This is a genomic window from Empedobacter brevis NBRC 14943 = ATCC 43319 (assembly GCF_000382425.1).
GTDB lineage: Bacteria > Bacteroidota > Bacteroidia > Flavobacteriales > Weeksellaceae > Empedobacter > Empedobacter brevis.
In genome coordinates, this window is sequence record NZ_KB908302.1 from 100,439 (window position 1) to 112,723 (window position 12,285).

13 protein-coding genes, 2 tRNA genes and 1 pseudogene are annotated in these 12,285 nt (G+C 32.6%); 7 read left to right on the top strand and 9 right to left on the bottom strand.

The genetic code is table 11. The annotated features are described in order from the left end of the window. Positions 1-6: 6 nt before the first annotated feature. The gene (gene bioB / locus H277_RS0115660) at positions 7-1,002 is read left to right on the top strand and encodes a biotin synthase BioB (RefSeq protein ID WP_026357662.1); all 996 of its coding nucleotides are present in this window, start codon (positions 7-9) and stop codon (positions 1,000-1,002) included. Then, positions 990-2,258 carry an adenosylmethionine--8-amino-7-oxononanoate transaminase gene (bioA, locus tag H277_RS0115665; RefSeq protein WP_019976565.1) on the top strand — a complete coding sequence of 423 codons (1,269 nt, stop codon included), beginning with the start codon at positions 990-992 and terminating at the stop codon, positions 2,256-2,258. Before bioB ends, bioA begins: the two co-directional genes overlap by 13 nt. Before the next feature lie 8 nt (positions 2,259-2,266). On the opposite strand, the gene H277_RS0115670 is transcribed toward bioA, so the two are convergent. Beyond that, the gene (locus tag H277_RS0115670; RefSeq protein WP_019976566.1) at positions 2,267-2,944 is read right to left on the bottom strand and encodes a LytR/AlgR family response regulator transcription factor; all 678 of its coding nucleotides are present in this window, start codon (positions 2,942-2,944) and stop codon (positions 2,267-2,269) included. Beyond that, complete coding sequence (locus tag H277_RS0115675; RefSeq protein WP_019976567.1) at positions 2,931-3,998, bottom strand: sensor histidine kinase; 1,068 nt, start codon at positions 3,996-3,998, stop codon at positions 2,931-2,933. Before H277_RS0115675 ends, H277_RS0115670 begins: the two co-directional genes overlap by 14 nt. Before the next feature lie 144 nt (positions 3,999-4,142). On the opposite strand from H277_RS0115675, the gene H277_RS0115680 reads away from it, so the two are divergent. Next, complete coding sequence (locus H277_RS0115680; protein ID WP_019976568.1) at positions 4,143-4,967, top strand: DUF5694 domain-containing protein; 825 nt, start codon at positions 4,143-4,145, stop codon at positions 4,965-4,967. Between the two features lie 208 nt (positions 4,968-5,175). Here the strand turns inward: H277_RS0115680 and rplI are convergent. The 3 genes and pseudogenes from rplI to rpsF form a co-directional block, all read right to left on the bottom strand. Then, positions 5,176-5,673: pseudogene (gene rplI, locus H277_RS0115685) on the bottom strand (50S ribosomal protein L9); the annotation flags it as partial. 22 nt (positions 5,674-5,695) lie between these two features. Further along, on the bottom strand, positions 5,696-5,998 hold the full coding sequence (gene rpsR / locus H277_RS0115690) for a 30S ribosomal protein S18 (protein ID WP_019976570.1): 303 nt from the start codon (positions 5,996-5,998) through the stop codon (positions 5,696-5,698). 6 nt (positions 5,999-6,004) lie between these two features. Continuing rightward, entirely contained in the window at positions 6,005-6,352 is a 348-nt protein-coding gene (gene rpsF, locus H277_RS0115695) for a 30S ribosomal protein S6 (protein WP_019976571.1), read from the bottom strand. A 337-nt stretch (positions 6,353-6,689) separates the two neighbouring features. Between rpsF and H277_RS0115700 the strand changes: the two genes are divergently transcribed. Further along, positions 6,690-7,994, top strand: a complete 1,305-nt coding sequence (locus H277_RS0115700) for an aminopeptidase P family protein (protein ID WP_033422764.1) — start codon at positions 6,690-6,692, stop codon at positions 7,992-7,994. 72 nt (positions 7,995-8,066) lie between these two features. On the opposite strand, the gene pncB is transcribed toward H277_RS0115700, so the two are convergent. Continuing rightward, on the bottom strand, positions 8,067-9,269 hold the full coding sequence (gene pncB / locus H277_RS0115705; protein ID WP_019976573.1) for a nicotinate phosphoribosyltransferase: 1,203 nt from the start codon (positions 9,267-9,269) through the stop codon (positions 8,067-8,069). Positions 9,270-9,363: 94 nt separating this feature from the next. After that, positions 9,364-10,137, bottom strand: coding sequence for a hypothetical protein (locus tag H277_RS0115710; protein ID WP_019976574.1), 774 nt, complete (start codon positions 10,135-10,137; stop codon positions 9,364-9,366). A gap of 67 nt (positions 10,138-10,204) precedes the next feature. On the opposite strand from H277_RS0115710, the gene H277_RS0115715 reads away from it, so the two are divergent. Next, on the top strand, positions 10,205-10,609 hold the full coding sequence (locus H277_RS0115715) for an RNA-binding S4 domain-containing protein (protein ID WP_019976575.1): 405 nt from the start codon (positions 10,205-10,207) through the stop codon (positions 10,607-10,609). 1 nt (position 10,610) lies between these two features. On the opposite strand, the gene H277_RS0115720 is transcribed toward H277_RS0115715, so the two are convergent. Both H277_RS0115720 and H277_RS0115725 read right to left on the bottom strand, forming a co-directional pair. After that, a complete protein-coding gene (locus H277_RS0115720) occupies positions 10,611-11,132 on the bottom strand; it encodes a shikimate kinase (protein WP_019976576.1) in 522 nt (173 codons plus the stop codon). Positions 11,133-11,134: 2 nt separating this feature from the next. Next, entirely contained in the window at positions 11,135-11,740 is a 606-nt protein-coding gene (locus H277_RS0115725) for a hypothetical protein (RefSeq protein WP_019976577.1), read from the bottom strand. A 296-nt stretch (positions 11,741-12,036) separates the two neighbouring features. Here H277_RS0115725 and H277_RS0115730 point away from each other — a divergent pair. Then, a tRNA-Lys gene (locus H277_RS0115730) sits at positions 12,037-12,109 on the top strand. A gap of 95 nt (positions 12,110-12,204) precedes the next feature. Continuing rightward, positions 12,205-12,277: transfer RNA gene (locus H277_RS0115735), tRNA-Lys, on the top strand. Positions 12,278-12,285 lie beyond the last annotated feature (8 nt).

Consider the following 12,285-nt stretch of genomic DNA (forward strand, 5'->3'; position numbering starts at 1 on the left):
AAAACGATGAGAAATACAAAAATAATTCGTCATGATTGGACGAAAAAAGAAATAGAAGAAATATACAATCAACCTTTGCTAGAATTGGTTTACCAAGCAGCAGCTCTTCACAGAGAGTGGCATAATGCAGGAGAAATACAAGTGTGTACATTGTTATCCGTAAAAACAGGAGGTTGTCCCGAGGATTGCTCTTATTGTGGACAAGCTGCTCGTTATCATACAGATATAAAAGTTCAGTCCTTATTGCCAACAGAAACAGTAATTGCCCATGCGAAAAAAGCAAAGGAAACCGGTTCTTCGCGCTTTTGTATGGCTGCTGCCTGGAGAGAAGTGAGGAACAACAGAGATTTTGATCGGATCATAGAGATGGTGAAAGGAGTAAATGATTTAGGCTTAGAAGTATGCTGTACATTGGGGATGTTGACAGAAGAACAGGCTGTTCGCTTGGAAGAAGCAGGTTTGCATGCGTATAATCACAATTTGGATACTTCGGAAGAATATTATGATGAAATTATTTCAACACGAAAATTTGATAACCGGATAAATACCATTCAAAATGTTCGTAAGGCAGGAATAACAGTTTGTTCAGGAGGAATTATTGGATTAGGAGAAACACATAAAGATCGAATTTCGATGCTGTTAACTTTGGCTACAATGGAGAAGCATCCGGAATCTGTTCCGGTAAATGCATTGGCCCGTGTAAAAGGAACTCCGTTGGAAAACAATCCGAAAGTAGATATTTGGGACATGGTACGCATGATTGCAACGGCACGAATTGTAATGCCTTCATCAGTCGTTCGTTTAAGTGCCGGTCGTATAGAAATGACAGAAGTAGAACAGGCATGGTGTTTTATGGCAGGAGCAAATTCTATTTTTACGGGAGAACGTGAAACATTATTGGTAACTCCAAACCCAGGTGTAACTGAAGATATGCAGATGTTTCAAAATTTAGGGTTAGTTCCAATGATAAAAAAAGAAAAAGTAAGTTCATGTACACATTAAAAGAACGCGATTATTTGGTCAACTGGCACCCTTATACGCAAATGAAAAAAGCAGACGATATCGTACCTATCGTTAGAGGAGAAGGGGCATATATTTTTGATGAAAATAATAAGAAATACATAGATGCCGTATCGTCTTGGTGGGTAACTTTACATGGACATGCTCATCCCTATATTGCGAAGAAAGTTTATGAACAGTTGAATACTTTAGAACAAGTAATCTTTGCCGGGTTTACACATCGTCCTGCTGTAGAACTTTCAGAACGGTTATTAGCTCTTCTTCCTTTTAACCAACAAAAAGTTTTTTACAGCGACAACGGTTCTACTGCAATTGAAGTAGGATTGAAAATGTGTATGCAGTTTCATTACAATAACCAGGAAAATCGTCAAAAAATTTTGGCATTTAAAAATGCGTATCATGGAGACACCTTTGGCGCGATGTCTGTCAGTGGACGTGGAATTTGGACTCAGCCATTCAATGAACGATTATTTGAAGTTATTTTTATTGAGACACCTACTGAAGAAAATATAGAGTCGATTAAAAAACAAATCGCCGAATTAGCAGATGAGGTCGCGTGTTTTATCTACGAACCTTTGGTGCAAGGAGCTGCCGGAATGTTAATGTACGAAGCAGCTTATTTAGATGAATTAATGAATTTTTGTCGAAAAAAAAGAATACTATTGATTCAGGATGAAGTTTTTGTAGGGTTTGGTCGGACTGGAAAAATATTTGCAGCGAATCATTTGTCTGAAGTACCAGATGTGATGTGTTTTTCAAAAGGTTTAACAGGAGGAACAATGCCTTTGGGTGTGACAACATGTTCAGATTTAATTTATAATGCATTTTACTCAAAAGATTATACCAAGACTTTGTACCATGGACATTCTTTTACAGCAAGCCCGTTAGCATGTACAGCTGCGTTAGCAAGTCTTGAGTTATTACTGGAAGAGGCTACACAAGAAAAAATAGTAAATATTGTAACCCAACATGAAGTTTTTAGAGAGCAACTTAAAACACATCCAAAAGTAAAAGTCGTTAGGCAATGTGGGACAATTTTAGCATTAGAATGGAAAACAGAAGAAGAAACCTCATATTTCAGTGATATGCACAAAAAATTATATCCTTATTTTTTAGATCATGGTATTTTACTTCGCCCTTTAGGTAATATTATCTATTTGGTCCCGCCATATTGTATCTCAACAGTTGATCTGAATTATATTTATAAGACAATTCTAAAAGCATTAGACGAGTTATAAAAATGCTTTTAGAAAATTTCTTTGATCTCTTTTCGATATGTTTCACCTATAGGTAACATCTTCTGATTGAGATAAACTGAATTTCCATCAACGGATGTTAAATAATCAAGATTGATAAGATAGGAACGATGAATTCTTTTGAAATTTTCAGGTAATTTCGTTTCGAAAGATTTCATGGTTTCTAAAATCAATATTTTTTCAGTTTTGGTATGAATTCGGATATAATCTTTTAAACCTTCAATATAAATTAAATCAGAAAAATTAATCTTAATTTGTCTACCGTCAGCTTTTACAAAGAGATAGTTGGACTGGTTTTTTGTCTGTGTCTGAAAAAACTCTACATATTTTTTGACAGAAGCATCAAAACGTATTTTTGTAATTGGCTTCAGTAAATAATCAACAACATGAAAATTAAAACTTTCTAAAGCATAATCCTGATAAGCTGTTGTCACGATAAATCGTTGAGAATCGTTGAGAATTTTCATCAACTGAATACCTGTTAACTCGGGCATTTGGATGTCTGTAAAGATTAAATCGACTTTCTGATTTTTAAGAAAATCAATCGCTTCAAAAACTTCTGTTGTCGCGAATAAGAGATTAAGGTGTTCGTTTTCTGTTGCATATTTTTTTAATAAGTCGACAGCAAGCGGTTCATCATCAATGATAATACAATTAATTTTCGCCATTAAAAGGAATTTTTAAGTAAATATGAAATGTTTCTGAATTGTTGTGGATTTCGAATTTATAATGATTTCCGAAATAATGATTCAACCTCCTTTTTAAGTTCGTTAATCCAATTCCGGAAGTATCATCTTTTTGATACTGATTAATTTTATTGGAAACGGAAATTTCCAAAAAAGAAGAATCGGTCTTTAAATTTATTCTAATCGGATGCTCTTTCTCCTTTACGACACCATGCTTTATCGCATTTTCGATCAAAGGAGAAATGATATAAGGATGAATAAGTTTCTTCGGATTTTCGAGATTAAAATCTTTTTCAACATAAAACTTTTCTCCATAGCGAATTTGCTCCAAGTCTAAATATTGATTGATGTAATCTATTTCTCGTTCTATTTCTATTTTATTTTTATTGGTTTCATACGTTGTAAAACGCATAATAGAACTTAAATTTTCAATAGCTTTCAATGAGTGAGTAGAGTTGACACTTACCAAACTGTAAATATTATTTAAGGTATTAAACAAAAAATGAGGATTGATTTGAGCTTTTAGAAAGTTGATTTCGGCTTCATTCTTTTCTTTTTCAATCTGGTTATTTTGCTGTAAAGTTTTAATTAAATGAATCGTTATCCATATAAACAACGAAGTATAAACAATAAAAGATCCATAATGGAAATTGTCATAAATATAAAAACTGATTGTAGTTCCTTCAAAATAATTGACCTTATTGAATAGCAAATTCGTCATGAATTGTTCTATAAAATAGCGGATCAAAATAAAGGTAGCGAATGAGAAAAAAAGTGCAATTAAAATTGATTTCCAATGAATTGTTTTTAAAGCTTTAGGTGCAATAAAAAAATAAATAATAAAAATGCTAAAAAGCTGCACTATGTACATGGTGAAAACAAAAAGTTCGGATTTTCCAAAAAATGACTTCCCTATACTTATATTCATTAATCCTCCACTTACATAGTCGAATATGATATAAGAAATCCAATAAAGAAGCAGAATGATGACCTCTTTCTTTTTTGAAAATATTAGGATTGCTTTTTTATTTTCCATTTCTTGTTTTTGTTTGATGTAAAATTAATTGCTTTTTGAGAGATAACATATTCGATTCGTCGATTAATCAAATGGGTTTGTCGAGAATTCAATATTTCTTTTTGTTGAATAATGGAGATTTGAATCAAAATTAAAAATAACTCAATGAAAAATTTATTTATTGCAATTGCAGCATTAATCGGAACAGCTAATTTATCAGCTCAAACAAACTATCAATTTCAAACAAAATTTGATGATGCTGTACCGGTACTCAATGTCGGAACATTTCACATGGGATACACGCCAGATGCGAATACAACTGAATTTGATGAAAATAATAAGGAGAACGTTCGACAAATACATGAAATTGCAAAGCAGATTGCAGCGTTCAAACCTACAATTATTTTGGTAGAACAAAATCCTTCTCGAAATAAAATGTTGAATCAAATTTATCAAGAGTATCTTCTAAATCCAAAAATGAGTTTCGAAAATCCAACTGAAGTACAATTATTAGCTTACGAAGTGGGGCGACTAAGTGGAACAAAGAAAATTTATGGAATCAACCACCAGGAAGATTATATGTATATGCTTGGTGATTTGTTGAAAGAACAAGACGATTCAGTGTCAATTAATAGATATATAGAATTGCTTAGAGCGAATGAGTTGAAGAATGGAATGAAGAAAGCAGATGTAAAAATAAAAGAAATGTTACAGTTTTATAATCACCCGGATTTTTTGGATTTTGCAATCGGGATGAATGCAGATATGTTAACAACCGTTTCGTTCAGAAAATATCCGCTAGGAGCAGAGCAGGCAGCAAAATATTATCATAGAAATTTAGCGATGTTCTCAAATATGAACAATGTGCCAATTACAAAAGATGATCGTATTTTTGTACTGATGGGAGCAACGCATACAGCTTTCTTTAAAGATTTCTTAAGACGTTCACCCAAATTTAAAGAAGTCAATAGTTTGGATTACTTAAAATAGAGATAAAAAAAACCTCGCAATTTGCGAGGTTTTTTTTATGATATAGAATAATTGATTATTCTTCTGTAGATGGAGTTTCTTCTGTAGCAACTTCTTCAGATACTTCCTCTTTTTTCGCTTTCTTATCGTTAGCGTAAATAGGGTTATCAAAGTTAAAGAAAGAACCTTCTTCTGTATTCGCTTTAGAAGCTTTTTCAGCGTCTAATTTAGCCAATTCTGCTCTAGTTTTAGCAGCTTCTTCAGCAGCTTTGATAGATGCAGCATCTGGTACAATTTCAAATCCGAAATCTACTTCAACCTCTCTGTGGAAACGTACTTTTGCTTCGTATTTTCCTAAACGTTTGATAGTATTTCCAGGGATTTTGATGTTTTTCTTCTCAATTTCAACACCAGCTTTTACTAAAGCTTCAGCTAAATCAGCGTTGTTTACAGATCCAAATAATTTGTCTCCTGTACCAACTTTAGCTTCTAATTTAATTACTAAACCATCTAATTTCTCAGATTTTGTTTTAGCATCAGCAATTAAAGATGCTTCTTCAGCTTTACGAGCTTCTAAAACTTCGTTTAATTCTTTCACGTTTTTCGGTGTAGCAACTGATACTAATCCACGAGGGATTAAAAAGTTACGTGCGTATCCAGGTTTTACTGAAACAACTTCAAATTCAAAACCTAAACCTTCTACATCTTGTCTTAAAATTACGTTCATGATATTTTAATTTTAGGTTTTATTATTTTAATTGATCTCCAATAAATGGCATTAATGCTAAGTGACGAGCTCTTTTGATCGCTTTAGAAACTTTTCTTTGGTATTTTAAAGAAGTTCCTGTGTAACGACGAGGTAAAATTTTACCTTGCTCATTCACGAATTGAATTAAGAAATCAGCGTCTTTATAGTCAACGTACTTGATTCCAAATTTTTTGAAACGACAATATTTTGAATTTGATTGTGTTTCGATATCTAAAGGAGATAAATAACGGATTTCTGATTCGCTACCTCCTGCTGCTTTTTTTGCTAAATCGTCGATTGCCATAGCTTTTTACTTGTTAGAGTTAGACTTTAATTTTGTTCTACGTTTTTCAGCCCAGTCCATACCGTGCTTGTCTAATTTCACAGTTAAGAAACGGATTACACGCTCATCACGTTTGTAAGCTACTTCTAATTGAGAAACTAATTCGTTGTTGTCTGTTTTAAACTCTACTAAGTGGTAGAATCCATTTCTTTTGTTTTGAATTGGGTATGCTAATTTTTTTAATCCCCAGTTCTCTTTTGCTACGATTTCTCCTCCGTTAGCAGTAACAAAGTCATTGAATTTATTAACTGCTTCCTCTACCTGAGAATCAGATAGAACGGGAGTCAAAATGAAAACAGTTTCGTAATGTGTCATTTTTAACTTCTTTTAAGTTATTATTATACTAAAATTCGAGGTGCAAATATAGTGAGAATAATTTTAATTATACAAATGAATAATTATTGAATTATTATTACTTCGTTAATTGTTGATATTTATAGCATTATCATATTAACGTTAAAAAAAAGTTGAGTTTTGGTAAAAAAAAATTTGCATTTAAAAAAAAGTAGCTTACATTTGTCAACATAAAAGGCTAATGGCTTTTTCATAGGTTTAGGTTGGTTAAGGTTAAAACCCTCGTTTCTGCGAGGGTTTTCCTTTTTTTTCTAAAAACATCTTCTTAAATTTGGTCATATATTTAATGCAAAATTTTATGACTACAAAATACAATCCTATTCCAAACGAGTTGTTTGTAAAGAATAGAGCAAAATTTGTAAAAGCAATGAAACCTCGTTCTCTTGCTATTTTCAACTCAAACGATATTTACCCCATTTCTTCTGATTCTACTTTACCATTTGCACAGCACCGTGATATTTTTTATTTATCAGGAGTCGATCAAGAAGAATCTGTTTTATTGATTTTTCCTGATGCTTATGATCCAAAATATAAAGAAGTATTATTTGTTCGCGAAACGAATGATCATATTGCAGTTTGGGAAGGGGAGAAATTGTCTAAATCACAAGCAACAGAGGTTTCAGGAATCAAGACGGTACTTTGGTTACAGGATTTACCAAATGTATTGCGTAAATTGATGGTGGAAGCGGAAAATGTTTATGTCAATAAAAATGAACATTATCGTGTAACAGAAGCGCCACAGGTAGAAACAAGAGAAGACCGTTTTGTAAAACAATTAAAAATTGATTACCCTGGGCATACTTATTTACGTTCAAACCCAATTTTACAGCGTTTACGTTCAGTAAAAGAACCGGAAGAAATTCAGTTAATTCAACATGCGTGTGATATTACAGAAAAAGGTTTTCGCCGCATTTTAAATTTTGTGAAACCTGGGGTTTGGGAATACGAAATTGAAGCTGAATTGGTGCACGAATTTATTCGAAATCGCTCAAAAGGATTTGCTTATACGCCAATTATTGCATCAGGAAACAATGCAAATGTGTTGCATTATATTCAAAACAATCAAGAATGTAAAGATGGAGATTTGATTTTGTTCGATGTGGCAGCTGAATATGCCAATTATTCTTCTGATATGTCGCGTACAATTCCTGTAAATGGTAAATATACCGCGCGTCAGCGTGAAATATATGATGCTGTTTTACGTTGTAAAAAAGAAGCAGAAAATTTATTGGTTCCTGGAAATAATTGGTACAAGTACCATGAAGAGATGGGAAAAATCTATACGTCTGAATTATTAGGTCTAGGTTTGATTGATAAAGCTGATGTTCAAAACGAAGATCCAAACTGGCCGGCGTATAAAAAATACATGATGCATGGTACATCTCATCATATGGGGTTAGATACACATGATTATGGTTTATTGACGGATGATTTTGTTGCCGGAATGGTTTTTACAAATGAACCGGGATTTTATCTCCCTGCAGAAGGTTTTGGAATTCGTTTAGAAGATGATTATGTGATTCAAAAAGAAGGGAAACCTTTTAATTTGATGCAGAATATTCCATTGGAAGCGGAAGAAATTGAAAATTTAATGAATAAATAATCATTGAAGAATTATCACGATAATAAAAAAGGAGCTCATTTTGAGTTCCTTTTTTATTATTTTGAATTTTTATTAATCGTTATTGGGAGCATCATGAGATGGAATATCATCCAAATCTAACATTTCTTTTGTAAGTGCAATCATACGAGGTGTTCCGGTATGTTTATTCTTTTCATCTGAAAGTTTTACCACTCCGGTCCATTTTATATCTATTGAAGAAATTTCAGTTAATTTCATGACGATATTCATTGGACGAAGATTTGTATCATTTGTTAAATCAGTTCCGATTCCAAAAGATAATCCAATTCTTCCTTTAAACGCTTTTGTGATCATTTCCACTTTTTCAGAATTTAATCCATCTGAAAAAATAATGGTTTTGAATAACGGATTGATCCCCATTTTTTCATAATGAGCAATTGTTTTTTCTCCAAATTCAATCGGATCTCCGGAATCATGACGAACACCGTCAAATAGTTTCGATAATTTTTTATCAAATTGACCGAAGAAAACATCAGATGTATAGGTGTCAGTCAAGGCGATTCCCAAATCGCCATAATATACTTTTACCCAACGATCTAAACTCATTGAATTAGCGATTTTAAAACCGTAACGAGCACCATGAAACATAAACCATTCGTGTGCATGTGTACCAATAGGTTTTACACCATATTGATGTGCGAAATGTACATTTGAAGTTCCTACAAAACTTTTCCCTCTATGATTTGTAAGCTCTTTCATAACGGTGTCATGAACTTCATAGCTGTGACGACGACGAGTTCCAAATTCAGCAACTGTTACGCCGAGGCGGTTGTATAAATCAACTTTATCGCTTGTACGCTTCGTGATTTCTTCGTTCGAAATACGCTGCGCATTGGTTAGTTTATAGAATAGTTCACTTATTAAACATAAAATAGGAACTTCCCAGAGAATTGTACGATACCAATATCCTTCAACATGGACTTCGACATTTGTTCCGTTTTGTGTGATTTTAACTTCCGAAGGATCATAACGATACCCTTGTAAAAAATCTAAATAGGCCGGACTTAGGTACGGACAATTTGTGGCGAAGAAATTCTTTTCATCTTTTGTAAGTGAAAGGGAAGCCATTGCATTGATCTCCTTTTGTAATTCTTCTGCAAAACCTTCAGGAAATTCATGTTGTCCACGATTGATAAATTGATAACGGGCCATAACATCCGGGTACAATTTAGTTACACCAAACTGCATGGTGAATTTATAGAAATCGTTATCGATAATAGATTTGATTATACTCATTTATAGGTTTAATTCTAATTTATATGAAGATTAAATATAAAAAAAAACCATCAATGAAGATGGTTTTTTTGTGATTATCTTGTTGTAAAAACAATTATTTTTTAACTCTTTCCTCTATTTTAGGTAACTCGAAATTAAAGATATAAGAAATATCTCTATATGCTGGGAATTGGTCAGAAATACCAGAGTTAGCTCCTCCATAAACTCTATTTCTTCCATACGCTAAGCGTGATGGTAAGATAATAACACCTTGAAAGTTATACAGATCAGTTACAGAGCGTTCAGTTTCTTTAAAATGTTTTAAACCTTCAGCAAAATTTTTTAATTCTACATGTTCTCTTTTTACACCATTCTTAGTTTCTGTTTCTGTAGGAATATAATAATAATAACTAGGATCTTGAATAGCAGATCCGTCTCCAGAATTTATAGAATTCCAATTTGGTAAATTAATTGAGTTAATTGAACCATATTTTCTTTTATAATCAGAACTACTTGTTCCTCTAAAAGATTTAACTTCTATATTTAGAGATATTTTAGAGTTGTCATTAGAAACAATAGTTTTTCCGGTTCCTTTATGATGAGGATTTTCGGCATACCAAATTCCTATATTATCTTGTTTAGCAATTGCTTTTAAAGCTGGGTATGCATCATCTTCATTTCCTTTAATCGTATCAAACTTAGTTAGTTTTCCATTTTTAGGATTGAAGTAAAAATCTTCTAGATATTGTTGAATAGCTTCGTCATCTAAAGCATTACGCTCTTCAACGGGAATTTTAGTTTCTTTATCAACTCCATTGTCATCATCATTATTACATCCTACTAAAACAGCAGAACAAGCAATTAAAGTAACGAAGAATTTCTTTATCATGTTATTTCGATTTATATTGCGAATTTAGAAAAAATATTAGTTTATCCTAGTAAATATTAAGTTTTAAATGAGATTAGATAAATTCCTTTGGAGTGTAAGATACTATAAAACGAGATCGTTAGCTGCAGATGCAGTGAAAAAAAACCGAGTAAAAGTAAATGGAGATGTGGCAAAAGCTTCTCGCGAAATTGTTCCCGGAGACGCGATAGAGGTTCGAAAAGATCAAATCAACTTATCGTTTAAAGTGTTGCAAATTCCAAAGAATCGAATTGGAGCAAAATTATTGACCCTGCATATTGTTGATACAACTCCAAAACAAGAATATGAAGTATTGGAACTTCGTAAACTTTCGCAAGATTATTATCGAGAAAAGGGAGAAGGTAGACCAACGAAAAAGGATCGTCGCGATTTGGATGATTACCTGGAAGAGGAAGCGGAAGATGTTATCATAAAAGGAGAAGATTTAGATTAATCTAAATCTTCTCCTTTTTTAAATGATTCATAATTTCGTCCAGAATTTCTAATGTACTTTGGTTCGAAATGTTGATTGTATATTTTGCTTTTTCGTAAAATTGATTGCGTTCAAACAAATGTTTTGCGATGAACTCTGTCATTTCTTCGTTAGAAAGATGAGCTATCAAAGGTCTATTTTCTTTTTTGTTTTCAAGTCGTTTGACCAGTTGAGGAAGTTGAACACGCATGAATATTGAGATAGAATTCTTAGCAATTTCATCCATGTTATCGTAATAAACAGGAGTTCCACCACCTAAAGAAAGCACAATATTAGTGGTTGTTAAAACTTCTTTTAACGCTTCTCTTTCCTTTTTTCGAAAACCTAATTCACCTTCTTTTTCAAAAATATCACTGATTGTAGCTTGATATTTTTGTTCGATGAATTCATCAAGATCAATGAATTCAAATCCAAGTGCTTTGGCTACGTCTTTTCCGGTAGTTGATTTTCCACTACCCATATAGCCGACTAAAGAAATTATCATACTTAATCTACGGGTAAGTCTTCTGAATAAAATATAGTTAACCTTGCATAGCCATCAAATGTATCGATTTGATAAGAATATGTATTTTCTAATCGTCTCGCATCGTAACGTTCTACATTATAAGTTACATTGTAATCTTCGTTTGTTACAATAGAATTTGAATGATGGTACTTAGACTTTGGGGCATCCTTTTTTATTTCAGCTCGGTACTGGTTCAAAAATTTAATAGGAAAAGAATACGTTAACTTATACACAATTTCCTGAGAAATCTGAATAGCTGTAATCTTATTCAAAAACATTGTTCCTTGATCATTGTTTTTTAACTTCAAAGAATCAACACGGCTTGTGTTTTGTATGTATAAATTTTTGCCTAGTTTAGAAACTTTAAAACAGCGATCATTCAATTTTTGATGAATAATTTGAGGCTGTTCTTTTATCAGACTTTTTAGCTCCTTTAATGTAAAGTTGGCTAAATGAGCATCTTTTGTTTCTTGATTACAATTGTTTGCATATTCAGAATCCGGAACATCGGCCTCCGGATTATCGGATTTTTTACATGAGACTACCGAAAACAAAACAATAATAATATAGATAATATTTTTCTTCATTCTAAAATTTCAATCTTAAATGGTTTGCTGAAAAAAGATCAGCGAAATATAGATCTAGATTTGTTGGTTGACAAATATAGCATATAAATCATTTATCAAATATATAAAATGATGTTTCCATCACTTATTTTTTAGATTTATTGGATTATGATGGTACTTTTCAAAAAAAACTTCATTTATCTCAAAATTTAAGTTCTTAAAACCGAAATGCTTAATTAATAAATTAGAAAAAACTTGATAAAAGGTTTGTTAAATTAGTATTAAACATCCTATATTTGCACTCGATTTAAGAAACCGACCTGGTAGCTCAGTTGGTAGAGCACAACACTTTTAATGTTGGGGTCCTGGGTTCGAGCCCCAGCCAGGTCACTTAGTCAAAACGTTCTTTATTTAGAGAAAATAAAAAACATATTTCGTTTTGTAAACTCAGATATAATCGTATATTTGCAGTCCGAAAAAACGGAGACCTGGTAGCTCAGTTGGTAGAGCACAACACTTTTAATGTTGGGGTCCTGGGTTCGAGCCCCAGCCAGGTCACATACTTC

Coding starts and splice junctions, on each gene's coding strand:
- H277_RS0115675 (WP_019976567.1), bottom strand. CDS start 3,998: ATGGAAAATAAAAAAGCAATCCTAATATTTTCAAAAAAGAAAGAGGTC.
- H277_RS0115725 (WP_019976577.1), bottom strand. CDS start 11,740: ATGAAGAAAAATATTATCTATATTATTATTGTTTTGTTTTCGGTAGTC.
- rpsR (WP_019976570.1), bottom strand. CDS start 5,998: ATGGCAATCGACGATTTAGCAAAAAAAGCAGCAGGAGGTAGCGAATCA.
- rpsF (WP_019976571.1), bottom strand. CDS start 6,352: ATGACACATTACGAAACTGTTTTCATTTTGACTCCCGTTCTATCTGAT.
- H277_RS0115700 (WP_033422764.1), top strand. CDS start 6,690: ATGACTACAAAATACAATCCTATTCCAAACGAGTTGTTTGTAAAGAAT.
- H277_RS0115670 (WP_019976566.1), bottom strand. CDS start 2,944: ATGGCGAAAATTAATTGTATTATCATTGATGATGAACCGCTTGCTGTC.
- H277_RS0115720 (WP_019976576.1), bottom strand. CDS start 11,132: ATGATAATTTCTTTAGTCGGCTATATGGGTAGTGGAAAATCAACTACC.
- H277_RS0115710 (WP_019976574.1), bottom strand. CDS start 10,137: ATGATAAAGAAATTCTTCGTTACTTTAATTGCTTGTTCTGCTGTTTTA.
- H277_RS0115680 (WP_019976568.1), top strand. CDS start 4,143: ATGAAAAATTTATTTATTGCAATTGCAGCATTAATCGGAACAGCTAAT.
- bioB (WP_026357662.1), top strand. CDS start 7: ATGAGAAATACAAAAATAATTCGTCATGATTGGACGAAAAAAGAAATA.
- bioA (WP_019976565.1), top strand. CDS start 990: ATGTACACATTAAAAGAACGCGATTATTTGGTCAACTGGCACCCTTAT.
- pncB (WP_019976573.1), bottom strand. CDS start 9,269: ATGAGTATAATCAAATCTATTATCGATAACGATTTCTATAAATTCACC.
- H277_RS0115715 (WP_019976575.1), top strand. CDS start 10,205: ATGAGATTAGATAAATTCCTTTGGAGTGTAAGATACTATAAAACGAGA.